This is a genomic window from Pseudomonas maumuensis (assembly GCF_019139675.1).
In the GTDB taxonomy this organism is placed as follows: domain Bacteria; phylum Pseudomonadota; class Gammaproteobacteria; order Pseudomonadales; family Pseudomonadaceae; genus Aquipseudomonas; species Aquipseudomonas maumuensis.
On sequence record NZ_CP077077.1, the window covers coordinates 5,633,898 to 5,659,807 of the forward strand.

25 protein-coding genes are annotated in these 25,910 nt (G+C 64.5%); 12 read left to right on the forward strand and 13 right to left on the reverse strand.

All coding sequences use genetic code 11. The annotated features are described in order from the left end of the window. The first annotated feature begins 35 nt into the window (after positions 1–35). Positions 36–761, forward strand: coding sequence for a hypothetical protein (locus tag KSS90_RS24985; RefSeq protein WP_217867680.1), 726 nt, complete (start codon positions 36–38; stop codon positions 759–761). A 46-nt stretch (positions 762–807) separates the two neighbouring features. On the opposite strand, the gene KSS90_RS24990 is transcribed toward KSS90_RS24985, so the two are convergent. Next, the gene (locus KSS90_RS24990; RefSeq protein ID WP_217867681.1) at positions 808–1,665 is read right to left on the reverse strand and encodes an SDR family oxidoreductase; all 858 of its coding nucleotides are present in this window, start codon (positions 1,663–1,665) and stop codon (positions 808–810) included. 191 nt (positions 1,666–1,856) lie between these two features. Here KSS90_RS24990 and exbB point away from each other — a divergent pair, with 191 nt between their 5' ends. The 6 genes from exbB to KSS90_RS25020 all read left to right on the forward strand — a co-directional run bounded on the left by exbB (position 1,857) and on the right by KSS90_RS25020 (position 8,598). Continuing rightward, a complete protein-coding gene (gene exbB, locus KSS90_RS24995; RefSeq protein ID WP_046857595.1) occupies positions 1,857–2,843 on the forward strand; it encodes a tonB-system energizer ExbB in 987 nt (328 codons plus the stop codon). A gap of 3 nt (positions 2,844–2,846) precedes the next feature. After that, positions 2,847–3,275, forward strand: coding sequence for a TonB system transport protein ExbD (gene exbD / locus KSS90_RS25000; protein ID WP_023632733.1), 429 nt, complete (start codon positions 2,847–2,849; stop codon positions 3,273–3,275). Beyond that, complete coding sequence (locus tag KSS90_RS25005; protein WP_217867682.1) at positions 3,272–4,006, forward strand: energy transducer TonB; 735 nt, start codon at positions 3,272–3,274, stop codon at positions 4,004–4,006. The genes exbD and KSS90_RS25005 overlap by 4 nt, the downstream gene beginning before the upstream one ends. 94 nt (positions 4,007–4,100) lie before the next feature. Further along, positions 4,101–5,027 (forward strand): hydrogen peroxide-inducible genes activator, encoded by a 927-nt coding sequence (locus tag KSS90_RS25010; RefSeq protein ID WP_050707539.1) that lies wholly within the window; start codon positions 4,101–4,103, stop codon positions 5,025–5,027. 4 nt (positions 5,028–5,031) lie between these two features. Beyond that, the gene (gene recG, locus KSS90_RS25015) at positions 5,032–7,110 is read left to right on the forward strand and encodes an ATP-dependent DNA helicase RecG (protein ID WP_217867683.1); all 2,079 of its coding nucleotides are present in this window, start codon (positions 5,032–5,034) and stop codon (positions 7,108–7,110) included. A 78-nt stretch (positions 7,111–7,188) separates the two neighbouring features. Then, positions 7,189–8,598 carry an aminoacyl-tRNA deacylase and HDOD domain-containing protein gene (locus tag KSS90_RS25020; RefSeq protein WP_217867684.1) on the forward strand — a complete coding sequence of 470 codons (1,410 nt, stop codon included), beginning with the start codon at positions 7,189–7,191 and terminating at the stop codon, positions 8,596–8,598. 88 nt (positions 8,599–8,686) lie between these two features. Here KSS90_RS25020 and KSS90_RS25025 read toward each other — a convergent pair whose 3' ends face one another. The 4 genes from KSS90_RS25025 to KSS90_RS25040 form a co-directional block, all read right to left on the reverse strand. After that, entirely contained in the window at positions 8,687–9,061 is a 375-nt protein-coding gene (locus KSS90_RS25025) for a hypothetical protein (RefSeq protein WP_023631265.1), read from the reverse strand. Positions 9,062–9,194: 133 nt separating this feature from the next. Next, positions 9,195–9,491 carry an HU family DNA-binding protein gene (locus tag KSS90_RS25030; RefSeq protein ID WP_023631266.1) on the reverse strand — a complete coding sequence of 99 codons (297 nt, stop codon included), beginning with the start codon at positions 9,489–9,491 and terminating at the stop codon, positions 9,195–9,197. A gap of 188 nt (positions 9,492–9,679) precedes the next feature. Next, a complete protein-coding gene (locus KSS90_RS25035; protein WP_217867685.1) occupies positions 9,680–10,828 on the reverse strand; it encodes an NAD(P)/FAD-dependent oxidoreductase in 1,149 nt (382 codons plus the stop codon). 33 nt (positions 10,829–10,861) lie between these two features. Then, a complete protein-coding gene (locus KSS90_RS25040; RefSeq protein WP_028689962.1) occupies positions 10,862–11,029 on the reverse strand; it encodes a rubredoxin in 168 nt (55 codons plus the stop codon). Positions 11,030–11,223: 194 nt separating this feature from the next. Here KSS90_RS25040 and KSS90_RS25045 point away from each other — a divergent pair, with 194 nt between their 5' ends. Continuing rightward, positions 11,224–11,781 (forward strand): chorismate--pyruvate lyase family protein, encoded by a 558-nt coding sequence (locus KSS90_RS25045; RefSeq protein ID WP_217867686.1) that lies wholly within the window; start codon positions 11,224–11,226, stop codon positions 11,779–11,781. Beyond that, the gene (gene ubiA / locus KSS90_RS25050) at positions 11,781–12,671 is read left to right on the forward strand and encodes a 4-hydroxybenzoate octaprenyltransferase (protein ID WP_217867687.1); all 891 of its coding nucleotides are present in this window, start codon (positions 11,781–11,783) and stop codon (positions 12,669–12,671) included. The genes KSS90_RS25045 and ubiA overlap by 1 nt, the downstream gene beginning before the upstream one ends. Before the next feature lie 54 nt (positions 12,672–12,725). On the opposite strand, the gene KSS90_RS25055 is transcribed toward ubiA, so the two are convergent. Further along, on the reverse strand, positions 12,726–13,097 hold the full coding sequence (locus KSS90_RS25055; RefSeq protein ID WP_102684594.1) for a COG4315 family predicted lipoprotein: 372 nt from the start codon (positions 13,095–13,097) through the stop codon (positions 12,726–12,728). Positions 13,098–13,272: 175 nt separating this feature from the next. Between KSS90_RS25055 and phoB the strand changes: the two genes are divergently transcribed. From phoB to KSS90_RS25070, 3 genes are all read left to right on the forward strand, one after another. After that, positions 13,273–13,962, forward strand: coding sequence for a phosphate regulon transcriptional regulator PhoB (phoB, locus tag KSS90_RS25060; RefSeq protein ID WP_003253341.1), 690 nt, complete (start codon positions 13,273–13,275; stop codon positions 13,960–13,962). 72 nt (positions 13,963–14,034) lie between these two features. After that, the gene (gene phoR, locus KSS90_RS25065) at positions 14,035–15,306 is read left to right on the forward strand and encodes a phosphate regulon sensor histidine kinase PhoR (protein WP_263975118.1); all 1,272 of its coding nucleotides are present in this window, start codon (positions 14,035–14,037) and stop codon (positions 15,304–15,306) included. 207 nt (positions 15,307–15,513) lie between these two features. Further along, positions 15,514–16,854, forward strand: coding sequence for a hemolysin family protein (locus KSS90_RS25070; RefSeq protein ID WP_217867689.1), 1,341 nt, complete (start codon positions 15,514–15,516; stop codon positions 16,852–16,854). A 50-nt stretch (positions 16,855–16,904) separates the two neighbouring features. On the opposite strand, the gene KSS90_RS25075 is transcribed toward KSS90_RS25070, so the two are convergent. The 7 genes from KSS90_RS25075 to KSS90_RS25105 all read right to left on the reverse strand — a co-directional run bounded on the left by KSS90_RS25075 (position 16,905) and on the right by KSS90_RS25105 (position 25,892). Then, a complete protein-coding gene (locus tag KSS90_RS25075) occupies positions 16,905–17,804 on the reverse strand; it encodes a peptidoglycan DD-metalloendopeptidase family protein (RefSeq protein WP_217867690.1) in 900 nt (299 codons plus the stop codon). A gap of 151 nt (positions 17,805–17,955) precedes the next feature. After that, positions 17,956–18,861: a response regulator gene (locus tag KSS90_RS25080; protein ID WP_217867691.1), complete on the reverse strand. Its 906-nt coding sequence runs from the start codon at positions 18,859–18,861 to the stop codon at positions 17,956–17,958. A 162-nt stretch (positions 18,862–19,023) separates the two neighbouring features. Next, the gene (phoU, locus tag KSS90_RS25085) at positions 19,024–19,794 is read right to left on the reverse strand and encodes a phosphate signaling complex protein PhoU (RefSeq protein WP_023630537.1); all 771 of its coding nucleotides are present in this window, start codon (positions 19,792–19,794) and stop codon (positions 19,024–19,026) included. 73 nt (positions 19,795–19,867) lie between these two features. Continuing rightward, a complete protein-coding gene (pstB, locus tag KSS90_RS25090; protein ID WP_031315066.1) occupies positions 19,868–20,701 on the reverse strand; it encodes a phosphate ABC transporter ATP-binding protein PstB in 834 nt (277 codons plus the stop codon). Positions 20,702–20,773: 72 nt separating this feature from the next. Next, positions 20,774–22,444: a phosphate ABC transporter permease PstA gene (gene pstA, locus KSS90_RS25095; protein ID WP_217867692.1), complete on the reverse strand. Its 1,671-nt coding sequence runs from the start codon at positions 22,442–22,444 to the stop codon at positions 20,774–20,776. A gap of 17 nt (positions 22,445–22,461) precedes the next feature. Beyond that, positions 22,462–24,750 (reverse strand): ABC transporter permease subunit, encoded by a 2,289-nt coding sequence (locus tag KSS90_RS25100; protein ID WP_217867693.1) that lies wholly within the window; start codon positions 24,748–24,750, stop codon positions 22,462–22,464. A 143-nt stretch (positions 24,751–24,893) separates the two neighbouring features. After that, positions 24,894–25,892, reverse strand: a complete 999-nt coding sequence (locus tag KSS90_RS25105) for a phosphate ABC transporter substrate-binding protein PstS (RefSeq protein WP_023629870.1) — start codon at positions 25,890–25,892, stop codon at positions 24,894–24,896. Positions 25,893–25,910 lie beyond the last annotated feature (18 nt).

Genomic DNA, 25,910 nt, shown 5'->3' on the forward strand with positions numbered 1-25,910 from the left:
GCCCGTCACCCCCCTCCTGCCTCAAGGTTTTCACCATGCGCCACGCATTGCCTCTCACGCTGGCAGCCCTGCTCCTGGGCGGCTGCGCCAGCCACAAGCCTGAAGATTTCAACGGCACCTGGATCAACCAGGCCGCCATCGACGCCGCCAGCGAAGGCACCAGCCTGCGCCAGGCCCTAGATGCGAAAGGTCCGGTGTTCGAGTGGAAGATCGATATCAAGAACCAGCAGGCCAGCTTCAGCAATGGCTTCGAGGCCGCCGACGGGCGCCTGAGCGCCAACGAGAAGGACTGGCAGGTCAACTTCGAAGGTGACCTGACCGAACAGCTTAAGCTCGATGGCGACGAACTGGTGGCGATCGACCCCTCCGGCCATGAGCAAACGTTCGTGCGCAGCAAGGCGCCAGAAGGCGCTGCGTTGGGCGCCAGCTTCGAGAAGGCGCTGTACCAGCAGTACTTGGGCGGCGACTGGAAGATCGTCGAGGGTCAGGGCAAGGGCGCCGTGGTGCGCTTCAGCGACACCGGCACCGTCACCGGCCTGCCCGGCCCCGACCGTTTCGCCCTGTGCCTGGCGGGCGACTGCGCGACCATGGGCGATGGCAACGACAGCCTGTGGTTGGAGCGCAATCAGCGTGGCGCGCCGTGGATCTTCAAGCGCGACGGCGACACCCTGGAGATCTTCCAGGCGGTGAACCGCGCCCAGCCGGATGAAATGCCGCAACTGACTGCCGGCGCCCGGCAGTGGGTGCTGGAAAAGGATTAGCCATCATCGCGGCGACCCGACTGGCGCCGCGATAAGGCCGGCTCTCTTAACCACGCCCTTGCAGAATGGCCGCATAGCCTTCTTTATAGCTCGGATACTGCGGCGCCCAGCCCAGTGCCCGAGCCCGCGCATTACGGCACCGCTTGCTGCCGGTACGCCGCACCCGTTGCTCGTCCGACCACTCGGTGACCCCCAGGTACTCGCGCAGCCAGCCCACCACCTCGGCCAGTGGCGCCGGATCGTCATCAACGCCGATGTAGCAATCGTCCAACGCCACACCCCGGGCATCGGCCTGCAGCAGGTGCGCCAGCAAACCAGCGGCATCCTCGGCGTGAATGCGGTTGCCGTACAACGGCGGCTCCTCGGCCACTCGGTAGCCTTGACGCACCTGGCTCAGCAACCACTCACGACCCGGCCCATAAATTCCAGTCAGGCGCACGATACTGGCGGGGATGCCACTGTCTAGTGCCAGACGCTCCGCCGCGAGCATCACCCTGCCCGAATAGCCCTCGGGCGTGGTGGCAGCGGTCTCGTCGATCCATTCGCCATCCTGTTGCGCATAGACACTGCTGCTGGAAACGAACAGCAGGCGACGTGGCCGCTGGCCTTTGCTCTCAAGCCAATCGAGCACATGGCGCAAACCGTCGACATAGGCGGCCTGGTAGCCCGCTTCGTCATGCTGGTTGGCCGCCACGCAGTACACCAGGTAGTCCGGCGCGCGCGCGGGCCACGCTTCCGGCAGGCGCGGGTCCGACAGGTCGGCGGCAATGGGCCGCACCCCTTCGGGCAGGTCCCGCACCGAGCGGCGCAGGCCATCGACCTGCCACCCATGGGCGAGCAACTGGCGGGCCAGACGGCCTCCCACATCGCCGCAGCCGACGATCAACGCACTGAGGTCCGACATCATGAAACTCCAAATCCAAAGGTTCACGCTAACCGGATTTAGCGATCAGCGGCTAGACAAAGGTTAAAAAAAGCGCTCTCCATTCTTTTGTTAACAAGAATTACTTGCAATAATGGCGACCCTGTCTGTTCTCGGCCTGCTTCGAGGCCTTGAAGAACTCAACCCATTTCTCTTCATCAGGTCCGGCCAGCATGACACGTACTCAACCTTCCGCTTCGCCAACCCCGTCGCGCGCCTGGCGCGCCATTGCCGCGCTGATGTTCAGCCTGGTACTGGCTCCCGTGGCCATGGCCGATGAGCCCGCCGCCACTGCCGCCGCACCGGCAGCCGCCAGCGCCCCGGCCGCGCCTGCCGCCGAAGGCCAGGCACCGGTAGCTGCGCCAACCGACGCGCCTGCCGACGCCAACGCCCCAGTGGATGGCCAGGCCCCAGCCGACGAGAACGTGCAGGCGATGGTCGAAGACACCTCGCTGGGCATGGCCCACGACCTGTCCCCATGGGGCATGTACAAGAACGCCGACGTGGTGGTGAAGGCCGTGATGATCGGCCTGGCTATCGCCTCGATCATCACCTGGACCATCTGGATCGCCAAAGGCTTCGAGCTGATGGGCGCCAAGCGCCGCCTGCGTGGCGAGATCGCCGCCCTGAAACGCTCGGTGAGCCTGAAAGAGGCCAGCGAGGTGTCGAACAAGGAAGGCACCCTGGCCCACACCCTGGTGCATGACGCCCTCGAAGAGATGCGCCTGTCGGCCAACGCTCGCGAGAAGGAAGGCATCAAGGAGCGCGTCAGCTTCCGCCTCGAGCGTCTGGTGGCCGCCAGCGGCCGTACCATGAGCAGCGGCACCGGCGTGCTGGCCACCATCGGCTCCACCGCTCCGTTCGTCGGTCTGTTCGGTACCGTGTGGGGCATCATGAACAGCTTCATCGGCATCGCCAAGACCCAGACCACCAACCTCGCCGTAGTCGCCCCAGGCATCGCCGAAGCCCTGCTGGCTACCGCCCTGGGCCTGGTTGCCGCGATCCCGGCCGTGGTCATCTACAACGTCTTCGCCCGCTCCATCGCCGGCTACAAGGCACAGGTGTCCGACGCCTCCGCCCAGGTCCTGCTGCTGGTCAGCCGTGATCTGGACCACCAGGGTGGCGAGCGCGCCGCCCCGCACATGGTGAAAGTGGGGTAAACCATGGGCCTGCATCTCAACGAAGGTGGCGACGACCTCGCCGAAAACCACGAAATCAACGTCACGCCGTTCATCGACGTGATGTTGGTGCTGCTGATCATCTTCATGGTCGCGGCTCCCTTGGCCACGGTCGACATCAAGGTCGACCTGCCCGCCTCGACCGCCAAGCCGGCGCCGAGGCCCGAGAAGCCGGTGTTCGTCAGCGTCAAGGCCGACAAGAAGCTCTACCTCGGCGACGACGAGGTGGCCCAGCGCGACCAGCTTGGCGCCATGCTCGACGCCAAGACCAAGGGCGACAAGGAAACCACCATCTTCTTCCAGGCTGACAAGGGCGTCGATTACGGCGATCTGATGGAAGTGATGAACACCATGCGCGCCGCCGGCTACCTCAAGGTCGGCCTGGTCGGACTCGAGACGGCAGCCAAGAAATGACGAAAACGCGCTCAAACATGGCGCGCTACGGTGGCAGCCTGGCGATCGTGCTGGGTGTGCACGCGGTCGCCGTGCTGCTGACGCTCAACTGGTCGGTGCCCCAGGCCCTCGAGTTGCCGCCGGCAGCGATGATGGTCGAGCTGGCACCGCTGCCAGAGCCCGCGCCACCGCCACCGCCCAAGGCCGCCCCGAAACCGCCGACGCCGGTCGAGGAGCCGCCGCTGCCGAAGCTGGCAGAGGCGCCGAAGCCGAAGATCGCCATCCCCAAGCCGCCCAAGCCCAAGGCCAAGCCACAGCCGCCCAAGCCCGAGAAGAAGCTTGAGCCGCCGAAGGACGAGCCACCGGCCAAGGACGATGTGGCGGACACACCGCCAAGCAACACGCCACCGCAAAAGTCGGCGGCACCGCAGCCGAGCATCGCGTCCAACAGCAACGCCCTGCCGAGCTGGCAGAGTGACCTGCTGCGCCACCTGGCCAAGTACAAGAAGTACCCCGAAGACGCTCGCCGTCGTGGGTTGCAGGGCATCAACCGCCTGCGCTTCGTGGTCGACGCCGAAGGCAAGGTGGTGTCGTACACGCTGGCCGGTGGTTCGGGTAGCGCGGCGCTGGACCGGGCCACGCTGGAGATGATCCGCCGTGCCGGCACGGTGCCGAAGCCTCCGGCGGAGCTGCTGAACAATGGCACGATCGAAGTGGTCGCGCCGTTCGTCTACTCGCTGGACCGACGCTGACGTTTTTGTTTCTGTCACAAAACGGCAAGTCTGATAACGTGCGTCTATCGATTGCAGCCGCTATGCTGGGGCCGCAACTTCATGGACGCACGTTATGACCCTCACCGAACTTCGCTACATCGTCACCCTCGCGCAAGAGCAGCACTTCGGCCACGCAGCCGAGCGTTGCCACGTCAGCCAGCCGACCCTTTCGGTGGGCGTGAAGAAGCTCGAGGACGAACTTGGCGTGCTGATCTTCGAGCGCAGCAAGAGCGCGGTGCGTCTCACGCCGGTTGGCGAGAGCATCGTCGCCCAGGCGCAGAAGGTGCTGGAGCAGGCCCAGGGCATCCGCGAGCTGGCCCAGGCCGGCAAGAACCAGCTGACCGCACCGCTCAAGGTTGGCGCCATCTACACCGTCGGCCCCTATCTCTTCCCACACCTGATCCCGCAACTGCACCGCGTGGCGCCGCAGATGCCGCTGTACATCGAAGAGAACTTCACCCACGTGCTGCGCGAGAAGCTGCGCAATGGCGAACTGGACGCGGTGATCATCGCCCTGCCGTTCAACGAGGCCGACGTGCTGACCCTGCCGTTGTACGACGAACCGTTCTGTGCGCTGATGCCGGCCGACCACCCGTGGACCGCCAAGGACACCATCGACACCGCCATGCTCAACGACAAGAGCCTGCTGCTGCTGGGCGAGGGGCACTGCTTCCGCGACCAGGTGCTCGAAGCCTGCCCGACGCTGAACAAGGGCGGCGAAGGCGCCAAGCACACCACGGTCGAATCCAGCTCACTGGAGACCATCCGCCACATGGTCGCCTCGGGCCTGGGCGTATCGATCCTGCCGCTGTCGGCGGTGCATAGCCATCATTACGCGCCGGGCGTCATCGAAGTCCGTCCGCTGACCGCGCCCGCACCGTTCCGCACCGTGGCCATCGCCTGGCGTGCCAGCTTCCCGCGGCCGAAGGCCATCGAGATCCTCGCCGACTCGATCCGCCTCTGCTCGGTGGCCAAGCCGCCGGTGGAACAACCGGCCTGAGCCCATGACCGAGCTGTCGAACGTCCCGGTCACCACGCTCAAGGGTGTTGGTGAAGCCATGGCAGAGAAACTCGCCAAGGTCGGTCTGGAGAACCTGCAGGATCTGCTGTTCCACCTGCCGTTGCGCTACCAGGATCGCACCCGCGTGGTGCCCATCGGCCAACTGCGTCCCGGTCAGGACGCGGTGATCGAAGGCGTGGTCAGCGGCGCTGACGTGACCATGGGCAAGCGTCGCAGTCTCGTGGTGCGCCTGGGCGATGGCAGCGGCACGCTGAGCCTGCGCTTCTACCATTTCAGCAATGCGCAGAAGGAAGGCCTCAAGCGTGGCACCCACCTGCGTTGCTATGGCGAAGCGCGCCCCGGCGCCTCGGGGCTGGAGATCTACCACCCGGAATACCGAGCGCTGAACGGCGACGAAGCACCGCCCCCGGTCGAACAGACGCTGACGCCGATCTACCCGACCACCGAAGGCCTCACCCAGCAGCGCCTGCGCCTGCTGTGCCAGCAGAGCCTGGGCCTGCTCGGCCCGCGCAGCCTGCCCGACTGGCTGCCCGACCAACTGGCCCGCGACTACCAGCTGGCGCCATTGAGCGATGCCATCCGCTACCTGCACAACCCGCCGGCCGATGCCGATCTGGACGAGCTTGCCGAGGGCCATCACTGGGCCCAGCACCGCCTGGCCTTCGAGGAACTGCTGACCCATCAGCTCTCCCAGCAGCGCCTGCGGGAAAGCCAGCGCAGCCTGCGTGCGCCGGTACTGCCCAAGGCCACCCGTCTACCTGCTCAGTACCTGGCCAACCTTGGTTTCAACCCGACCGGTGCCCAGCGGCGCGTCGGCAACGAGATCGCCTACGACCTCAGCCAGCCCGAGCCGATGATGCGCCTGGTACAGGGTGACGTGGGCGCCGGCAAGACCGTGGTCGCCGCCCTCGCGGCGCTGCAGGCACTGGAGGCCGGCTACCAGGTGGCGCTGATGGCCCCCACCGAGATCCTCGCCGAGCAGCATTTCATCACCTTCAAACGCTGGCTCGAGCCGCTGGGCATCGAAGTGGCCTGGCTGGCCGGCAAGCTCAAGGGCAAGGCCCGCGCCAGCGCCCTGGAGCAGATCGCCAATGGCGCGCCGATGGTGGTCGGCACCCACGCGCTGTTCCAGGACGAAGTGCAGTTCAAGCACCTGGCCCTGGCGATCATCGACGAGCAGCATCGCTTCGGCGTGCAGCAGCGCCTGGCCCTGCGCAAGAAAGGCGTCATGGGCCAGCTGTGCCCGCACCAGTTGATCATGACCGCCACCCCGATCCCACGCACCCTGGCCATGAGCGCCTATGCCGACCTGGATACCTCGGTCCTCGACGAGCTACCACCCGGACGTACCCCGGTGAATACCGTGCTGGTCGCCGACAGCCGCCGCTTCGAGGTGGTCGAGCGGGTGCGCGCCGCCTGTGCCGAAGGTCGCCAGGCCTACTGGGTATGTACTCTGATCGAAGAATCCGAGGAACTGACCTGCCAGGCCGCCGAGAGCACCTTCGAGGAGCTCGGCAGCGCACTGGGCGAGCTGCGCGTGGGGCTGATCCACGGGCGCATGAAGCCTGCGGAAAAAGCGGCGGTGATGGCCGAGTTCAAGGCCGGCGAGCTGCAACTGCTGGTGGCCACCACGGTGATCGAGGTCGGCGTCGACGTACCCAATGCCAGCCTGATGATCATCGAGAACCCCGAGCGCCTGGGCCTGGCCCAGTTGCACCAGCTGCGCGGCCGGGTCGGCCGGGGCAGCGCGGTGAGCCACTGCGTGCTGCTCTACCATCCACCGCTGTCGCAGATCGGCCGTGAGCGCCTGGGCATCATGCGGGAAACCAACGACGGATTCGTCATAGCAGAGAAGGATCTGGAACTGCGTGGCCCCGGCGAGATGCTCGGGACCCGCCAGACCGGCCTGCTACAGTTCAAAGTCGCCGACCTGATGCGCGATGCCGACCTGTTGCCGGCCGTACGCGACGCCGCCCAGGCCCTGCTGGCGCGCTGGCCCGACCACGTCAGCCCGTTGCTCGACCGTTGGTTGCGCCACGGCCAACAATATGGCCAGGTGTGACGCCCGTCCCATAATGGATCCAGCTTGGCGGCCAGGCTGGTTATACTTCGCGTTTACAGAAATGATTGGATACAGGCCATGACTGAAGTTGCCCTGGATACCGCAACCCTACACGCACCGTCTGTCATCCGGCTGTTGCTCGACAAGCTCGGCGTCAGCTTCCGCGAGGTGCCCGAGCACCCGGGGCTGCCGGCCAACTCGCGCGTACAGGCCGTGCTGCTCGATGACGAGATCGGTGCCTTGATGGTGCTGTTCCCGCAAAGCCAGTTGCTGGACCTCAAGCGCCTCGAGGAACTGACCGGTCGCAAGCTCAAGGCCGTGCCGCTGGAGCGCTTGAAGCAGATGCTCGACAAGCATCACCTCAAGGCCCTGCCCGCCATTCCCGCGCTGACCAGCTCGCCGTGCCAGTACGAAAAGAGCCTGCTCGACAACGAAACCCTGCTGATCCAGTCCGGTGAAGCCGGGCTGCTCCTGGAAATCGGCAGGACGGCGTTCAAGAAGATGCTGGTCAAGGCCAGCGCCAGCACCTTCGGCCAGCCGATCAGCGATATTCGTCTCAGTTTCGATCAATTGGACGGTCCTCCCAAGGAAGTGATCCGCGCAGTCCAGGCCTTCACCGCCCGGCGCATCCAGCAACGCCTGGAGCAGACCATCGAGATTCCGCCGCTGGCCGACACCGCGCAGAAGATCATCAAGCTGCGTGTCGACCCCAATGCCAGCATCGACGACATCACCGGCGTGGTGGAGACCGACCCGGCCCTGGCCGCGCAGGTGGTCAGCTGGGCTGCCTCCCCGTACTACGCCTCGCCCGGCAAGATCCGTTCGGTGGAAGACGCCATCGTCCGGGTACTGGGCTTCGATCTGGTGATCAACCTGGCGCTGGGCCTGGCCCTGGGCAAGACCCTGAGCCTGCCCAAGGACCACCCGCAACAGGCCACGCCGTATTGGCAGCAGTCGATCTATACCGCTGCCGTGATCGAGGGCCTGACCCGCGCCATGCCGCGCGCCGAGCGCCCGGAAGCGGGGCTGACCTACCTCGCCGGCCTGCTGCACAACTTCGGCTACTTGCTACTGGCCCACGTCTTCCCGCCGCATTTCTCGCTGATCTGCCGCCATCTGGAGGTCAACCCGCACCTGTGCCACAGCTATGTGGAGCAGCACTTGCTGGGGATCAGCCGTGAGCAGATCGGTGCCTGGCTGATGAAGCTGTGGGACATGCCTGACGAACTGTCCACAGCCCTGCGCTTCCAGCACGATCCGACTTACGACGGCGAGTACGCGGCGTTCCCCAACCTGGTGTGCCTGGCGACGCGCCTGCTGCGCGCCCGGGGGATCGGCTCGGGGCCGAAGGACGAGATCCCGGATGCCCTGCTCGAGCGCCTGGGGCTGACCCGGGACAAGGCCGAAGAGGTGGTGAACAAGGTGCTGGAGGCCGAGGCATTGCTACGCGAGCTGGCGTCGCAGTTCCACGCGCCGCATTCGCATTAAGGCCGCCCCGTAGGAGCGGCTTCAGCCGCGATCACCCGCGAAGCGGGTGCCAGAAACCGCGGTGCTTGCATCGCGGCTAAAGCCGTTCCTACACTTTCTTCTTCGGTTTCAGGTACTTCATCAAGCCCTGGAACCAGATCACCAGCGCCGGATTGCCCTTGATCTGGATGTTCTTCTCCTGAATCCCCTGCATGAACGCCAGCTGCTTGTTACCGGCCTGCAGCGTGGCGAAGCCGTAGGCGGCGTCCTTGAAGGCAATGGCGAACGCCGGCTGCGGGTGCAGACCGCCCTTGCTGCTGATGCGCAGGTCCTTGACGATGAAGTGCCGGGCAACCTTGCCGTCGAGCGTCTGCATCTGGAAGACCAGGTCCTTGTCCTGCAGTTGCTGCTGGAACGCCGGGTTGTTGCGGCTGGCCTTGGCCATCAGCAAGCCCATGGCCCAGAGAAGAAAACGAAACTTCATCAACGCGCCTCGAGTGAAAAATGACTGAGTCGCGCAGTTTATCCGTTTATCGCGCTGTTTATGCAAGTTCGCCGCATTTGCTTACCAGAAACACAACGGGCGCCTTAAGGCGCCCGTCTCGATGGCTTGTCGATCACTTTTTCTTGGCGGGCTTGGCCGGTGCGTTGACGCTGTCACGCAGGCCCTTGCCCGGTTTGAAGGCGACAGTGTTGCTGGCCTTGATCTTGACCGGCTCGCCCGTCTGCGGGTTCTTGCCGGTGCGGGCACCACGGTGGCGTTTTTCGAAGGTGCCGAAGCCGACCAGGGTGACGGTGTCCTTGTCGAGTGCGCCGGTGATGCTGTCGAGAATCGCGTTCAGGACAATATTGGCCTTTTCCTTGGTCAGATCGGCCTTTTCGGCGATGACGGCGGCGAGTTCTGGTTTACGCATAGTGAAGCCTCTTTGACGGGATTTCTTGTTGTTATGCCGTGCTGCCGAACGAAGCAGCGTTCAAGGCACCGCAGGCTCTAGGCTGCGGCAGACGCCAGTGAGGATGGCACGCCGACCGAGGCCGCGCCAGTATCTGGGCGGCCATTGTCGCGGCAAGAACAGGATAATTCCGACAGAACGCCCGCTATTTACGCCATCAAGGGTGGCAACTGGCGATTCAACGCCAGTTTCTCCATGACCGCGCCGCCGGTCAGGGCGTAGCCCAGCAGCTGGCCATCGGCGCTATGGCAGAGCACTTTCAGGTCAGCGCCGCTGCCCTCCACCACCCAGGTGCCCTCATGGCCGCTTGGCACAGGGGACACCACCAACGGACAAGCCGGCGTCTTCACGGTGACCGGCATCGGGCCATAGGCCACTGCGGTCGGGTTGCCGGCCAAGGTCTGGGCCAAGGCGCGGGCGCAGGTCATCAAGGGCATGACGTACAGCAGGTTGATGCCATCGACCTCGGCGCAGTCGCCCAGGGCGAAGATGTTGGCGTGAGAAGTGCGCAGCTGGCGATCCACCACTACCCCGCGGTTGACCTGCAGCCCCGCTGCCGCCGCCAGGTCGGTACGCGGCCGCAGGCCGATCGCAGACACCACCAGGTCGCAAGGGATGACGCTGCCGTCGGACAGGTGCGCCTCCAGAGTTGCCCCCGAACGTTGCAGGCGGGTCAGCACCGGGCCGAGATGGAAACGCACTCCCAACCCTTCCAGGCCTGCCTGCACGGCGGCGGCCGCCGCCGGGTGCAGCAAGGTCGGCATTACCTGCTCGCACGGCGCCACGACCTCGCACTGCAGGCCGCCCAAGGTAAGGTCGTTGGCGAATTCGCAGCCAATCAGGCCGGCGCCGAGGATCAGCACCCGTTGCTTGCCTGCGGCAGCAACGCGAAAACGTGCGTAGTCCTCCAGGTCGTTGATCGGGAAGATCAGCTCGCCAGCATCGCCTTCCACGGGCACCTGCACGGTCTGCGCGCCCCAGGCCAGTACCAGGTCGCGGTACTCCACCGCTTCCTCGCCGATCCACAGGCGCTTATGGCCTGGGTCGATACCACTGATACGGGTGTGGGTGCGGATCTCGGCCTTGAGCTGCTCGGCCATGGCCCCCGGTTCGGCCATGCACAGGCCGTCGGCGTCCTTCTGCTTGGCAAAGCCGGTGGACAGCATGGGCTTGGAATAGGAGCGACCGTCGTCGGCAGTGATCAGCAGCAGCGGCGTGTCGCCGTCCAGCTTGCGAAACTCTCGCGCCAGGTTATAGCCGGCAAGGCCGGTACCAATGATCACCACGGGGGACGTCATGTCGTGCGTTCCTTGTTCAAAGCAGGGTTGCGATCAGCCAATGGCGATCATTTCGAAGTCACTCTTGCCTACACCACAGTCAGGGCACAGCCAGTCTTCCGGCACATCTTCCCAGCGGGTGCCGGGGGCGATACCGTCGTCCGGCCAGCCTTGGGCCTCATCGTAGATCAGGCCACAGACAATGCATTGCCACTTCTTCATGGGGGTACTGTTCCTCGGTCAGGCTAATGGATGCGTTGCAACTGGTGGCATAAAAGCAGGGCAAACACGCACCTGCACGTGACCACCGTGCAATCTCTGGTCGGCTTTTGTACTGGGCCTGCTGGCAGTATGCAAGCCAGGACGGCAATCATGCTAAGCTCGCCGCCTCTCTGGCCTGTATCAAGCATACCGACGTGCCGTACGAAACCCCGCAAGCAGCCGCTGTCGCGTGGCTGGCGTATCCGCAACTGGCGCCCCTGCCCGACCAGCCGACCCTGGACTGGCTGTTCGACGAAGGCTCCCTGACCCGTCGCCTGACCGGTCTTTCCCACGACCACTTCAGCGTCACCCCTTTGTTCGAGGGCTGGCAGCCACTGCGTGACGATGAATGCGCCGCGTTGGGCCTGCGGCCTGGCGCGCAGGGCTGGGTGCGCGAGGTCTACCTGCGCGGCCATGGCCAGCCGTGGGTATTCGCCCGCAGCGTCGCCAGCCGCACAGCGCTGGAGCGCGGAGGGCTCGACCTGGAAACCCTGGGCAGCCGTTCGCTGGGCGAGCTACTGTTCTGCGACCAGGCGTTCGTCCGCCACCCTATCGAAGTGTGCAGTTATCCACAGGACTGGCTGCCCGCCGAGGTCGCCAGCGCCGGGCTGTGGGGACGGCGCTCGCGCTTCGAGCGCGACGGCCTCGACCTGCTGGTGGCCGAGGTGTTCCTGCCCGCCCTGTGGCACGCGGCCAAGGAGGAAAACCGCTGATGTACCTGCAACTGCTCAAGTCGCTCAACCGCCTGCACCCGCGCGCCTGGGACTTTGTCCAGCTGAGCCGCATGGACCGCCCCATCGGCATCTACCTGCTGCTGTGGCCGACGCTGTCGGCGGTGTGGATTGCCGGCAACGGCTCGCCGACCCTGGCCAACGTGCTGATCTTCGGCCTCGGCGTGGTGCTGATGCGTGCCGCCGGCTGCTGCATCAACGATTTCGCCGACCGCAAGGTGGACGGCCACGTCAAGCGCACCGCCGACCGGCCACTGGCCAGTGGCCGGGTGAAGCCCCGCGAAGCGCTGGTGCTGTTCGCCCTGCTGGTGGGGGTGAGCTTCCTGCTGGTGCTATGCACCAACGCCACTACGGTGTGGCTGTCGTTCGGCGCGGTCGCCCTGGCTTTCTGCTATCCGTTCATGAAGCGCTACACCTACTACCCGCAGGTGGTGCTGGGCGCGGCGTATTCCTGGGGTATCCCCATGGCTTTCACCGCCGCGGGTGGCGAGCTGCCGGCCAGCGCCTGGCTGCTGTACATCGCCAACCTGCTATGGACAGTGGGCTACGACACCTACTACGCCATGGTCGATCGTGACGACGACCTGAAGATCGGCGTGAAGTCCACCGCCATCCTGTTCGGCGAGGCCGACCGGGTGATCATCCTGACCCTGCAGCTGCTGTCGCTGGGCTGCCTGCTGCTGGCGGGCAACCGCTTCGAGCTGGGCGGCTGGTTCCACCTGGGGCTGCTGGCGGCGGCGGTATGCTTCGCCTGGGAGTTCTGGTCAACGCGCAAGCTGGACCGCGAGTCGTGCTTCAAGGCGTTCCTGCACAACCACTGGGCGGGGTTGTTGATCTTCATTTGTGTGGTGCTGGACTACGCGCTGCGCTGAAATTGTGCAGGCCAATTGTGGGAGCGGCGGTGCGGAGCTCCCACGCCTGGTGCATCAAGGCTTGGCGACGTGCCAGACATCCTTCATGCCATCACCGGTGGTCTCCCCGGCCTTCTTGTCCTTGACGAAGGTGTACAGCGGCTTGCCGTCATAGGCCCACTGCATCGAGCCATCGTCGCGGGTGACGTGAGTCCACTTGTCCTTCGGCGCCTCGTCATCCTTCTTCACCATCAACGGCGGCCAATTCTTGGCGCACTCGCCATTGCACATGGACTTGCCGCCAGCGTCCTTGTCAAAGGTGTACAGCGTCATGCCGTCGTGGTCGACCCACATGCCATCCTTCTCCATGGCGTGATGAGCCGACGCCACCCCAGGCACTGCCAGCGCAGCGCAAAGGGCCATCCAGCTCAGCGTATGTCGTGTCATTGGAATCACCATTGTTCGGGGGTTGGATTGATTGCTCAGCGCCGCCATCGCGGCCCCCTGAAGCCTAGTCCAGTCATGCAATGTCGCCAGAACCGCCCATGCTCTGTCACACAGCTGCAATAATTCCGTTATCTAATGCGGGCCAAGACACCGTTCCTGGGAGAGGTAATTGAGCATGGTTGGCAGAAACATTCTGATCGTCGACGACGAAGCGCCTATCCGCGAGATGATCGCCGTTGCATTGGAAATGGCCGGCTATGACTGCCTCGAGGCCGAGAACTCGCAACAGGCCCACGCCATCATCGTCGACCGCAAGCCGGACCTGATCCTGCTCGACTGGATGCTGCCGGGCACCTCCGGCATCGAGCTGGCCCGCCGCCTCAAGCGCGACGAGCTGACCGGCGACATCCCGATCATCATGCTCACCGCCAAGGGTGAAGAGGACAACAAGATCCAGGGCCTGGAAGTCGGCGCCGACGACTACATCACCAAGCCGTTCTCGCCCCGTGAACTGGTGGCGCGCCTCAAGGCCGTGCTGCGCCGTACCGGTCCGAGCGACAGCGAAGCGCCGATCGAAGTCGGTGGCCTGCTGCTCGACCCGATCAGCCACCGCGTGACCATCGATGGCAAGCCGGCCGAGATGGGCCCCACCGAATACCGCCTGCTGCAGTTCTTCATGACTCACCAGGAGCGTGCCTACACTCGCGGCCAGTTGCTCGACCAGGTCTGGGGCGGCAACGTCTATGTCGAGGAACGCACTGTGGACGTGCATATCCGGCGCCTGCGCAAGGCACTGGGTGAAGCCTACGAAAATCTGGTACAAACCGTCCGCGGCACTGGCTATCGCTTCTCGACCAAAAGCTGATCGAAGCCCAAGCGCCCGCTGTACAAGGACCGTGAATTGAACCAGAACTGGCACGCGACCCTGATTCGCCACATGCTCCTGCTGATCACCGTCTGCCTGATCGGCGGACTGGTCAGCGGGTACTACGGCTGGAGCCTGGCCATCGGCCTGGCCTTCTACCTGGGCTGGACCCTGAAGCAGTTGCTGCGCCTGCACGACTGGCTGCGCAATCATCAACCCGATGAAGCGCCGCCCGATGGCTACGGCCTGTGGGGCGAAGTGTTCGACAGCATCTATCACCTGCAGCGCCGTGACCAGCGCGTGCGTGGCCGCCTGCAGGCGGTGATCGACCGGGTCCAGGAGTCCACCGCCGCGCTGCGCGATGCAGTGATCATGCTCGACAGCGACGGCAACCTGGAATGGTGGAACCGCGCCGCCGAGACCCTGCTGGGCTTCAAGACCCCGCAGGACGGCGGCCAGCCGGTGACCAACCTGGTGCGCCACCCGCGCTTCAAGGAGTATTTCGAGTCGGATAACTACGCCGAACCGCTGGAAATCCCGTCGCCGATCAACGACCGCCTGCGCGTGCAACTGCACCTCACCCGCTACGGCAACAACGAACACCTGATGCTGGTGCGCGACGTGACCCGCATCCATCAGCTGGAGCAGATGCGCAAGGATTTCGTCGCCAACGTCTCCCACGAGCTGCGCACGCCGCTGACGGTGATCACCGGCTACCTCGAGACGCTGCTGGACAACGTCGAGGACGTGAACCCGCGCTGGAGCCGTGCCCTGCAGCAGATGAGCGCGCAAGGCTCACGCATGCAGACCCTGCTCAACGACCTGTTGCTGTTGGCCAAGCTCGAAGCCACCGACTATCCCTCGGACAACCAGCCGGTGCTGGTCGACACCCTGCTCACCGCCATCAAGAACGACGCCCAGGCCCTGTCCGGCCCGCGCAACCAGCGGATCAGCCTGGAAGCAACGCCAGGCATACGCCTCAAGGGCAGCGAGTCGGAACTGCGCAGCGCGTTCTCCAACCTGGTGTTCAACGCGGTCAAGTACACCCAGGATGAGGGCAATATCCGCATTCGCTGGTGGGCCGACGAGCAGGGCGCGCACCTCAGCGTGCAGGACTCGGGGGTCGGTATCGAGGCCAAGCACCTGCCACGCCTGACCGAACGCTTCTACCGCGTCGACTCCAGCCGCGCGTCCAATACCGGCGGCACCGGGCTGGGCCTGGCGATCGTCAAGCACGTGCTGATGCGCCATCGCGGACGCCTGGAAATCAGCAGCGTGCCGGGGCATGGCAGTACCTTTACCTGCCACTTCGCGCCAGCGCAATTGGTCGTGAACAAGGGCTGATACCGCGGAGCCGCTTCACGGCCCATCGCCGGCAAGCCGGCTCCCACAGGAAAAATGCTGCCCTTGTGGGAGCCGGCTTGCCGGCGATGGGGCGCGAAGCGGCCCTTTGCTTTTGTAGTCTCAGCCGCTACATTGGATCCCCTGTGCCAGCAAACGCTGGCACTTTTTTTCTTACTTTTCAGCAGACGGACCCCGTAAAACCCCATCATGGACCCTTCCCCTGGTATCAGCCTCACCTCGTTGTTCGCCGATTTCGGCATGATTCTCTTCGCCTTGTTCCTGGTGCTGCTCAACGGCTTCTTCGTGGCCGCCGAGTTCGCCATGGTCAAGCTGCGCTCCACCCGCGTCGAATCCATCGCCGAGCTGCATGGCTGGCGTGGCAGCATCCTGCGCAAGGTACACAACCAGCTCGACGCCTATCTCTCGGCCTGCCAGCTGGGCATCACCCTCGCCTCCCTGGGCCTGGGCTGGGTAGGCGAGCCAGCGTTCGCGCACCTGCTCGAGCCGCTGCTGGCCTATGTCGGCGTGGACAGCCCGGAGCTGATCAAGGCGATCTCGTTCTTCGTCGCCTTCTTCGTGATCTCCTACCTGCACATCGTGGTCGGCGAGCTGGCCCCCAAATCGTGGGCAATCCGCAAGCCCGAGCTGCTGTCGCTGTGGACCGCCGTGCCGCTGTACCTGTTCTACTGGGCGATGTACCCGGCGATCTACCTGCTCAACGCCAGCGCCAACACCATCCTGCGCATCGCCGGCCAGGGCGAGCCCGGGCCGCACCATGAGCATCACTACAGCCGCGAGGAGCTCAAGCTGATCCTGCACTCCAGCCGTGGCCAGGACCCGAGCGACCAAGGCATGCGCGTGCTGGCCTCGGCGGTGGAGATGGGCGAGCTGGAAGTGGTCGACTGGGCCAATTCCCGCGAAGACATGGTCAGCATCGATGCCCATGCGCCGCTGAAGGAAATCCTCGCCCTGCTGCGCCGTCACAAGTTCAGCCGCTACCCGGTGTATGACGCCGAGCGCGAGGAATTCACCGGCCTGCTGCACATCAAGGACCTGCTGCTGGAGCTGGCAGAGCTCGACCACTTGCCGCAAACCATCGACCTTGAAGACCTCGCCCGCCCGCTGGAACGGGTCTCCCGGCACATGCCGCTGGCCCAGTTGCTGGAGCAGTTCCGCAAAGGTGGCGCGCACTTCGTGCTGGTCGAGGAAGCCGATGGCAAGGTGATCGGCTACCTGACCATGGAAGACGTGCTGGAAGTGCTGGTGGGCGATATCCAGGACGAACACCGCAAGACCGAGCGCGGCATCCTCGCCTACCAGCCGGGCAAGCTGCTGGTGCGCGGTGATACGCCGCTGTTCAAGGTCGAGCGCCTGCTGGGCGTCGACCTTGATCATATCGAGGCGGAAACCCTGGCCGGCCTGGTCTACGAGACTCTCAAGCGCGTCCCCGAGGAAGAGGAAGTGCTGGAAGTCGAAGGCCTGCGCATCATCATCAAGAAGATGAAAGGGCCGAAGATCGTGCTGGCCAAGGTGCTCAAGCTCGATTGACCCGAGAGCCCGCGCCTACATCCGTGGGTGCGGGCTTGCCTCGCGATGCGTCACGGGTTCCCTGCGGTAAAGTCCGGCAACCCGCCAATCGGCCGGTCGAACTGATACGGGATCGACTCCAGCGCCAGCCCCACATTGCGCTGCACCACGAAATGCAGGTGCGGCCCGCTGCTGTTGCCGGTGTTGCCCGATTTGGCCAGCGCCTGCCCCTGGGCCACACGCTGCCCCTCGCCCACCACCACCGAGCCGCGCATCAGGTGCAGGTAAACGCCCATGGTGCCGTCCGAGTGCAGGATCCTGACGAAATTGCCCGCCGGATTGTTGCCCCGCCCGCTCTGGTTGTTCTCGATCTTCACCACCACCCCGCCGCGTGCCGCGATGATCGGCGTGCCTTCGGGCATGGCGATATCCATGGCGTAGCGGCCCTTGGGCCCGAAGTGGCTGAAACGACCATTGGGGCCCTGGCTCAGACGGAACGGCCCACCCTTCCAGGGGAACGGATAACGGTAGCCCTGCGGGCGCTGGCCCGGGTCGCCCATGGCGTAGCGGAACTTGGTGTCGTACTTGAGGCGAGCCCCTTGGCGAGCCTGCACCACGCTGAGGATCAGGTTCGAGCGCGGCGGTACCAAGCGCCGGACGATGCGCGGGGCGTTACCGCCCTGGGCATTGGCCAGACGCTCCACACGCAGTTCAACCTCCATCGGCACGAACAGCTCGTTACGCGCGACGAAACGCACGCCACCGGCGAAATCCTCGGTCTTCAGGCGTACCTGACCGTCCAGGCGCTCGACCATGGGTTCGCGGAACACGAAGGCCTTGGCGCCGGCGCTGGGCCGGTCGGAATAGGAAACCACGCCATAGGTGTCGGTGGTCTTGTAGATGGTCATGCCCAGGCTCGACGCCGAGGCCGTGAGCAAGGCACAGAACAGCAGCAGTCGGGTGGGCGGCATGATGGTGGCTTTTTGACAGTTGCGTTCTGTCGAAGCCTAGCAGCCGGATTTGAGAGGGATATGACAGTTGGTCGGGATGCTCGAGGTGTAACGTGGGAGCGGGCAAGCCCACTCCCACGACATCCGCTGCGGCGCGGTGTTCAAGCGGCCATCAGGCGCCAGGTGTGAAGTGCTTCTGCGCCGTGCCGCGGGCGATCAGCCGCGACAGGTAGTCGAGTTTTTGCGCATCCTGGTCGACGAACTTGAACGTCAACTGCAGCCAGTCGCTCTCAGGCTTGGGTTCCAACGCCGCAATGGCGTGCAGGTAGCCATTCAGCCGCGCCGTTTCGGCGTTCTCGCCTTGCTCCAGGTCCAGCACCGCGCCTTCGAGCACCTGTGGCAGGTTGGCGCTGCGGCGTACTACCAGCAAGGCTTCCTTGAGGCTCAGGGCCTTGATCACGCACGGCTGAGGACCGCTGGCCAGGCGCAGCTGACCTTGGCCGCGACCGCTCTGCGCCGTGGCGGCGGCGGGCTTCGGCGTCGGTGCGTTGATCAGTGGCTTGGCAGCCGCGGCGGCAGGCGCCGGAGCCGCGACCTTGGCCGCTTCCGGGCGACCACCGGTCAGGGCGCTGAGCGAGTCGTTGGCGAACGCCGAGTTGACCCGCGCCGGCGCGCTGGACATCAGGCTGTCGAGCTTGCCGATCCTGGTCAGCGACTTCTTCACCTTGGTCAGCAGCTGCTCGTTGGTGAACGGCTTGCCGACGAAGTCGGAAACACCGGCCTGGATGGCCTGGATCACGTTCTCCTTGTCGCCACGGCTGGTCACCATGATGAACTGCATGGTCTTCATCTCTTCCTGCTGGCGGCACCAGGTCAGCAGTTCGAGGCCGGACATCTCCGGCATTTCCCAGTCGCACAGGACCAGGTCGAAACGTTCCTTGCTCAGCATGGCCATGGCCTTGCGGCCGTTGACCGCGTCCTCGATCACCATGCCGGGGAAGGCATTACGCAGGCACTTCCTTACCAGATCGCGGATGAACGGGGCATCATCCACGACCAGCACATTCACTTTACTCATCGAAACTCCTCTTGATCCCGGCTAGCATACCGCCGACTGATGGCCATTTGCCAAACCACTGGTCACGCCGGGACTTCTCACACGGTTCGCGGGTGCCTGCTGGTGCTCGACCGCAAACGAAAACGCCCGGCGGTTGCCGGGCGTTCATGCTCGGGAGCAATCCTATTTATCGTCCGGTTCAGCCGGAACATTAGCGATTTCGCCCTCATCGAACGCTTCGCCCTGCACCTCGGCCTTCATGCGCTTGAGGCCCATGTGCCGTACGTCGGTACCACGCACCAGGTAGATCACCAGCTCGGATATGTTGCGTGCGTGGTCGCCGATGCGCTCCAGCGAACGCAGGGCCCAGATCACGCTCAATACGCGGGAGATCGAGCGTGGATCTTCCATCATGTAGGTGACCAGTTCGCGCAGCGCCGTCTTGTACTCGCGGTCGATGGTCTTGTCGTATTGGGCCACCGACAGCGCCAGGTCGGCGTCGAAGCGGGCGAAGGCGTCCAGCGCGTCGCGGACCATGTTGCGCACCTGGTCGCCGATATGGCGCACCTCGACATAACCACGCGGCGACTCGCCTTCCTCGCACAGCTGGATGGCACGACGGGCGATCTTGGTCGATTCATCACCGATGCGCTCGAGGTCGATCACCGACTTGGAGATGCTGATGATCAGGCGCAGGTCGGAGGCCGCCGGCTGGCGACGGGCGAGGATGCGCACGCACTCCTCGTCGATGTTGCGCTCCATCTGGTTGATCTGTTCATCGACCTCGCGCACCTGCTGGGCAAGGCCAGAATCGGCCTCGATCAGCGCGGTGACGGCGTCGTTCACCTGTTTCTCCACCAGCCCGCCCATGGCCAGCAGGTGGCTGCGCACCTCCTCGAGCTCGGCGTTGAACTGCTGGGAGATGTGGTGGGTAAGGCTTTCTTTGTTGATCATCGTTTCGCTCCGCGAAGCAGCTGCAGGCTTCAAGTCGTTCGTGTCATTCCCTGGCGTTCCTACCTTGCCGGTCTTAGCCGTAGCGACCGGTGATGTAGTCTTCGGTCTGCTTCTTCGCCGGGTTGGTGAACAGGGTGTCGGTATCACCGAATTCGACCAGTTTGCCCATGTACATGAAGGCGGTGTAGTCCGAAACACGGGCCGCCTGCTGCATGTTGTGGGTCACGATGACGATGGTGTACTTGGATTTCAGTTCGTAGATCAGCTCTTCGACCTTCAGCGTCGAGATCGGGTCCAGTGCCGAGCACGGTTCGTCGAGCAACAGCACTTCCGGCTCAACGGCAATGGTACGGGCGATCACCAGACGCTGCTGCTGGCCACCGGACAGGCCCAGCGCCGACTCGTGCAGGCGGTCCTTGACCTCATCCCACAGGGCCGCGCCCTTCAGCGCCCACTCGACCGCCTCGTCGAGCACGCGCTTCTTGTTGATGCCCTGGATACGCAGGCCGTAGACCACGTTCTCGTAGATGGTCTTGGGGAACGGGTTGGGCTTCTGGAACACCATGCCCACGCGGCGACGCAGCTCGGCCACGTCCTCGCCCTTGCGGTAGATGTTGTTGCCGTACAGGTTGATGGCGCCTTCGACACGGCAGCCGTCGACCAGGTCGTTCATGCGGTTGAAGGTGCGCAGCAGCGTGGACTTGCCGCAGCCGGACGGGCCGATGAAGGCGGTCACGCGCTGCTTGGGGATGTTCATGCTGACGTCGAACAGTGCTTGCTTGTCGCCGTAGAACAGGGACAGGCCGGGTACTTCGATGGCCACGGTCTCTTCAGCCAGGCGCAGGCTCTGCTTGTCGCGGCCCAGGGCCGACATGTCGATGCCGTGGGCGTGGGATTCATGCTGCATGGTCAACTCCATACGCTATCAATTCGTTTCAAAGGGCCGCCCGGCAACCGGGCGGCACGCTTGCAATCAGGATCAGTGGTCCAGGGCCTTGTACTTCTCGCGCAGGTGGTTACGGATCCACACCGCCGAGAGGTTGAGGGTGGCGATCACCAGCACCAGCAGCAGCGCGGTGGCGTACACCAGCGGCCGTGCGGCCTCGACGTTGGGGCTCTGGAAGCCGACGTCGTAGATGTGGAAGCCCAGGTGCATGATCTTCTGGTCCAGGTGCAGGTACGGGTAGTTGCCGTCCACCGGCAGCGATGGCGCCAGCTTCACCACACCCACCAGCATCAGCGGGGCCACTTCGCCGGCGGCGCGGGCCACGGCGAGGATCATGCCAGTCATCATGGCCGGGCTGGCCATCGGCAGAACGATCTTCCACAGCGTCTCGGCCTTGGTCGCGCCCAGGGCCAGCGAGCCTTCGCGTACCGTGCGCGGAATACGCGCCAGGCCTTCCTCGGTGGCCACGATCACCACCGGCACGGCCAGCAGCGCCAGGGTCAGCGAAGCCCACAGCAGGCCCGGCGTACCCAGCGTAGGTGCCGGCAGCGACTCGGGGAAGAACAGCCGGTCGATCGAGCCGCCCAGCACGTAGACGAAGAAGCCCAGGCCGAACACGCCGTAGACGATCGCCGGGACGCCGGCGAGGTTGTTCACGGCGATGCGGATCAACCGGGTCACCGGGCCCTGCCTGGCGTATTCACGCAGGTAGACGGCAGCCAGCACGCCGAACGGGGTGACGATCACCGCCATGATCAGGGTCATCATCACGGTGCCGAAGATGGCCGGGAAGATACCGCCTTCGGTGTTGGCCTCACGCGGATCGTCGCTGAGGAACTCCCACACCTTGGCGAAGTAGGCGCCCATCTTGGTAAAGCCGGACATGGCGTTCGGCTGGATGGCGTGGACCACCTTGCTCAGGTTGATCTCCACTTCGCGGCCGTTGCCGTCGCGGGCTACCAGGCTGTCGCGGGCGAATTCCTGGTGCAGGCCGTTGAGGCGCTCTTCGATGGCCTTGTAGCGGTTGTTCAGCTCGGCGCGCTCGGCGTCCATGTCGGCCTGGGCGGCGGCGTCGAGCTTGCCGTCCAGTTCCAGCTTGCGGCCATGCAGGCGCAGGCGCTCCAGGCCGTGGTTGATGGCACCGATGTCCTTCTTCTCGAGCTTCACCAGTTGGTCGTTGAGTTGGCTGGCGCGCTTGAGGCGGGCCTGCAGCTCGTTCCAGGCTTCTGGCCCCTGGGCGACCACGCGGCCTTCTTCCTTGACGCTGACCAGGTAGCCGTAGAAGTTGCCCCATTCGCGGCGCTCCAGGGCGATCAGGTCGGCAGGTTTCTGCTGGTCGACCAGCCACTCGCCGACCACCCAGGTGAAGTCGCTGCCGTTGAGGTCGCGGTTACCGACCTTGATCAGCTCACGGGTCATGAACTCCGGGCCTTGGTCGGGCACCGGCAGGCCGGCACCCTTGAGGCGTTCGCGGGGCACTTCTTCCTTCTGCACCACTTCACCGATGACGATGTGGTCAGCCTGGCCCGGCACCTTGTAGGTGGCCTGGACCAGGTCGGCCGGCCAGAAGTGGCCCAGGCCGCGCACGGCGATCACGGCCAGCAGGCCGACGGTCATGATGACCGCCATGGCCACCGCGCCGCCACTGATCCAGACGCCGGGGGCGCCGCTCTTGAACCAGCCTTTGAGGGAATCCTTTTTCACGGATCTCTACCTTTCTATCAAAGCGACGAGTATTTCTTGCGCAGGCGCTGGCGAATCAGCTCGGCCAAGGTGTTCATCACGAAGGTGAACAACAGCAGCACGAGGGCGGCGAGGAACAGCACACGATAGTGGCTGCCGCCGACTTCCGATTCGGGCATTTCCACAGCCACGTTGGCGGCCAGGGTGCGCATGCCCTCGAACAGGTTCAGCTCCATCACCGGGGTGTTGCCGGTGGCCATCAGCACGATCATGGTCTCACCCACCGCACGGCCCATGCCGATCATCAGCGCCGAGAAGATGCCCGGGCTGGCGGTGAGGATGACCACGCGGGTCAGGGTTTGCCATGGCGTCGCGCCCAGGGCCAGCGAGCCCAGGGTCAGGCTGCGCGGCACGCTGAACACGGCGTCCTCGGCGATGGAGTAGATGTTCGGGATGACCGCGAAGCCCATGGCGATACCCACTACCAGGGCGTTGCGCTGGTCATAGGTGATCCCCAGATCGTTGGTGATCCACAGGCGCATGTCGCCAGCGAAGAACCAGCTCTCGAGGAACGGGCTCATGTACAGGGCGAACCAACCGATCACCAGGATCACCGGGATCAGGATCGCCGCTTCCCAGCCATCCGGGATGCGCAGGCGGATCGACTCCGGCAGGCGGCTCCAGCTGAAGCCGGCGAGCAGGATACCGACCGGCATGATCACGAACAGGCTGAACACGCCCGGCAGGTGGCCTTCGAGGTACGGCGCGAGGAACAGGCCGGCGAAGAAGCCGAGGATCACCGTCGGCATCGCTTCCATCAGCTCGATCACCGGCTTGACCTTGCGGCGCATGCCCGGGGCCATGAAGTAGGCGGTGTAGATGGCGGCGGCGATGGCCAGCGGGGCAGCCAGGATCATCGCGTAGAACGCGGCCTTGAGCGTACCGAAGGTCAGCGGCGACAGGCTCAGCTTGGGTTCGAAGTCGGTGTTCGAGGCGGTCGACTGCCAGACGTACTTGGGTTCGTCGTAGTTCTCGTACCAGACCTTGCCCCACAGCGCGCTGAAGGAGACTTCCGGGTGCGGGTTCTTCAGGCTCAGCGGCAGCAGCTTGTTGCCTTGCTCGATGATGATGCGGTTGGCGCGCGGCGACAGGGCGAGGATGCCCGCGCCTTCGGCGACCGGCTCGACCAGCAGGGTGCGGTGCGCGGTGCTGTGGAACACGCCGAGCTTGCCTTCGCTGTCCAGGGCGATGAAGCCCTTGCGGCGCTCCTCGGCGTCGATCTGCACCACCGGGGCCTTGCCCAGCTGGAAGCTGCGGATCAACTTGAAGCGCGACTCGCCATCGGGGTCGCGGGCCATGAACCACTGGCTCAGACCACCCTTGGAGTCACCGAAGATCAGCGAGATGCCACCGACCAGCTGGGCGGTCGCGGTGATCTCGGCGTTGCCGTCCTCGAGCAGCTTGTAACGGCCGTTGAGGCTCTTGTCGCGCAGGCTGAACACGTCGGCAGTGGCGCGACCGTTGACCACGTACAGCCACTGCTGGCGCGGGTCGATGAAGATGTTCTTCACCACCTCGGTCATCTGCGGCAGTTCGATACGGTTCTGCTCGACAGTGACCTCGTCGGTCATCATGTTCTCGGTGCGCGACAGTTCGATCACCTGCAGGTGCGCACCGGTGGAACCGGCCAGCAACAAGGTATCGCCGTTGACGTTGACGCTCACATGCTCCAGCGCGCGGCCTTGGTCATCCAGGGTGAACAGGTCCTGACCATAGGGGAAGTCGATGCCCGCCTCGATGGTCTTCTTGTTGTCCGGATAGGTGATCTTGTAGGTGTGGTGGAACACCAGCGCCTGGCCGTTGGACAGGCCCACCACCACCAGCGGGCTGCCCGGCTGGTCGGTGCTGATCGAGCTGACCTGGGCGCCGGCCGGCAGCGGCAGGTCGACACGCTTCAGTTCGTTGCCGGTCTTGGTATCGAAGAACAGGGCCTGGCCCTTGTCGGATACACGCATACCCACGAGGTTCTGTTCCTCGAGGGCGATCAACAGCGGTTTACCGGCGTCCTGCTGCAGCCAGGTCGGCTCCAGCGCCTTCTTGCTGGTAAGCGTGGCGCCCTGGAACAGCGGCAGCACCACATAGGCCAGGTAGAAGAAGATCAGCGTGATCGCTGCCAGCACGGCAAGCCCGCCCACCAGGACGTACCAGCGGGTCAGACGGTCCTTGAGGGCGCGCAGGCGGCGCTTGCGTTGCAACTCGGGCGTATTGAAGTCAATGCGCACCGGAGGAGAATTTTGGGTCATTGTGGAGTTGGCCAGATCATTCATGCGCACACCCTAGCGGTCCCGTATGACAAAAACATGACAGTGCAGTGACGCAAAAAAGCCCGCCGCGCAGGAGCCCTGGCTTCGGACTAAGGAATTCGTGGAGGAGGCCGGCATTCTTTGGCACCGGCCTCGTCCTCAGTTACTTACTTCTTTGCAACGTTACCCGCGTGGGACAGGCCCAGGTCGGCCAGGGTCTTGTCGACCACCTTGGCTGGCAGCGGGATGTAGCCGTCCTTCACGACAACTTGCTGGCCGGCCTGCGACAGCACCAGCTTGACGAACTCGGCTTCCAGCGGGGCCAGAGGCTTGTTCGGGGCCTTGTTGACGTAGACGTAGAGGAAGCGCGACAGCGGGTAGGTACCGTTCAGGGCGTTGGCTTCGTTGTCTTCGACGAACGCGCCGCCTTCTTTCTTGGCCAGGGCCACGGTCTTGACGCTGGCGGTCTTGTAGCCGATGCCCGAGTAACCGATGCCGTTCAGCGAGGAGCTGATCGACTGCACGACCGATGCCGAGCCAGGTTGTTCGTTGACGTTAGGCTTGAAGTCGCCTTTGCACAGGGCTTCTTCCTTGAAGTAGCCGTAGGTGCCGGATACCGAGTTACGGCCGAACAGCTGAACTGGCTTGTTGGCCAGGTCGCCGGTCACGCCCAGGTCGCCCCAGGTCTTGACGTCGGCTTTGCCACCGCACAGACGGGTGGAGGAGAAGATGGCGTCGACCTGGGCCATGGTCAGGCCTTTGATCGGGTTGTCCTTGTGAACGAAGACAGCCAGGGCGTCAACGGCAACCGGGATGGCAGTCGGCTTGTAGCCGTACTTCTGCTCGAACGCCTGCAGCTCGACGTCCTTCATCTTGCGGCTCATCGGGCCCAGGTTGGCGGTGCCTTCGGTCAGGGCGGGTGGCGCGGTCGAGGAGCCAGCGGCCTGGATCTGGATGTTTACGTTCGGATATTCCTTCTTGTAGGCCTCGGCCCACAGGGTCATCAGGTTCGCGAGGGTGTCGGAACCGACGCTGGAGAGGTTGCCCGAAACACCGGTGGTCTTGGTGTAGGTCGGGATTGCAGGATCGACAGCGGCGACCGCATTGGCGGCAGCGACGCCAGCGGCGGCAAAGGTCAGGGCCGCCATCAAACGCTTCAGTTTCATGCCTTGCTCCTAGCAGGA

Coding starts and splice junctions, on each gene's coding strand:
- KSS90_RS24985 (WP_217867680.1), top strand. CDS start 36: ATGCGCCACGCATTGCCTCTCACGCTGGCAGCCCTGCTCCTGGGCGGC.
- KSS90_RS24990 (WP_217867681.1), bottom strand. CDS start 1,665: ATGTCGGACCTCAGTGCGTTGATCGTCGGCTGCGGCGATGTGGGAGGC.
- exbB (WP_046857595.1), top strand. CDS start 1,857: ATGACACGTACTCAACCTTCCGCTTCGCCAACCCCGTCGCGCGCCTGG.
- exbD (WP_023632733.1), top strand. CDS start 2,847: ATGGGCCTGCATCTCAACGAAGGTGGCGACGACCTCGCCGAAAACCAC.
- KSS90_RS25005 (WP_217867682.1), top strand. CDS start 3,272: ATGACGAAAACGCGCTCAAACATGGCGCGCTACGGTGGCAGCCTGGCG.
- KSS90_RS25010 (WP_050707539.1), top strand. CDS start 4,101: ATGACCCTCACCGAACTTCGCTACATCGTCACCCTCGCGCAAGAGCAG.
- recG (WP_217867683.1), top strand. CDS start 5,032: ATGACCGAGCTGTCGAACGTCCCGGTCACCACGCTCAAGGGTGTTGGT.
- KSS90_RS25020 (WP_217867684.1), top strand. CDS start 7,189: ATGACTGAAGTTGCCCTGGATACCGCAACCCTACACGCACCGTCTGTC.
- KSS90_RS25025 (WP_023631265.1), bottom strand. CDS start 9,061: ATGAAGTTTCGTTTTCTTCTCTGGGCCATGGGCTTGCTGATGGCCAAG.
- KSS90_RS25030 (WP_023631266.1), bottom strand. CDS start 9,491: ATGCGTAAACCAGAACTCGCCGCCGTCATCGCCGAAAAGGCCGATCTG.
- KSS90_RS25035 (WP_217867685.1), bottom strand. CDS start 10,828: ATGACGTCCCCCGTGGTGATCATTGGTACCGGCCTTGCCGGCTATAAC.
- KSS90_RS25040 (WP_028689962.1), bottom strand. CDS start 11,029: ATGAAGAAGTGGCAATGCATTGTCTGTGGCCTGATCTACGATGAGGCC.
- ubiA (WP_217867687.1), top strand. CDS start 11,781: ATGTACCTGCAACTGCTCAAGTCGCTCAACCGCCTGCACCCGCGCGCC.
- KSS90_RS25055 (WP_102684594.1), bottom strand. CDS start 13,097: ATGACACGACATACGCTGAGCTGGATGGCCCTTTGCGCTGCGCTGGCA.
- phoB (WP_003253341.1), top strand. CDS start 13,273: ATGGTTGGCAGAAACATTCTGATCGTCGACGACGAAGCGCCTATCCGC.
- phoR (WP_263975118.1), top strand. CDS start 14,035: ATGCTCCTGCTGATCACCGTCTGCCTGATCGGCGGACTGGTCAGCGGG.
- KSS90_RS25070 (WP_217867689.1), top strand. CDS start 15,514: ATGGACCCTTCCCCTGGTATCAGCCTCACCTCGTTGTTCGCCGATTTC.
- KSS90_RS25075 (WP_217867690.1), bottom strand. CDS start 17,804: ATGCCGCCCACCCGACTGCTGCTGTTCTGTGCCTTGCTCACGGCCTCG.
- KSS90_RS25080 (WP_217867691.1), bottom strand. CDS start 18,861: ATGAGTAAAGTGAATGTGCTGGTCGTGGATGATGCCCCGTTCATCCGC.
- phoU (WP_023630537.1), bottom strand. CDS start 19,794: ATGATCAACAAAGAAAGCCTTACCCACCACATCTCCCAGCAGTTCAAC.
- pstB (WP_031315066.1), bottom strand. CDS start 20,701: ATGCAGCATGAATCCCACGCCCACGGCATCGACATGTCGGCCCTGGGC.
- KSS90_RS25100 (WP_217867693.1), bottom strand. CDS start 24,750: ATGAATGATCTGGCCAACTCCACAATGACCCAAAATTCTCCTCCGGTG.
- KSS90_RS25105 (WP_023629870.1), bottom strand. CDS start 25,892: ATGAAACTGAAGCGTTTGATGGCGGCCCTGACCTTTGCCGCCGCTGGC.